Annotated in this window: 1 pseudogene; it reads left to right on the top strand. The window is 34.1% G+C overall.

The features are described from left to right. Window positions 1–32 precede the first annotated feature (32 nt). A pseudogene (locus WFK35_RS23230) lies at window positions 33–255 on the top strand (hypothetical protein); the annotation flags it as partial.

Genomic DNA, 255 nt, shown 5'->3' with positions numbered 1-255 from the left:
ATAAAAGAGCGGCAAAAGTATACATGAATTTAATGAAAGATTACTATCGCGGGGCAAAAACACTGGAAGACGGAGGTTTATACAATGAAGCGGCGGTTATTTATCTTAAAAAATTAAAGAATAAATCAGAAGCCGCAAACTGCTACGAAAAAGCAAATCAGTATAAAAAAGCAATCGATTTGTACAAAGAACTCGAACAGAAAGAAAAAGTAGGCGATCTCTACAGGAAAATGAATGATACCAAAAATGCCAATA

This window comes from Chryseobacterium sp. VD8 (assembly GCF_037149975.1).
In the GTDB taxonomy this organism is placed as follows: Bacteria; Bacteroidota; Bacteroidia; order Flavobacteriales; family Weeksellaceae; genus Chryseobacterium; species Chryseobacterium indicum.
Note: the sequence above shows the minus strand (reverse complement) of the source record. Positions and strands in the feature narration are given on the sequence as shown.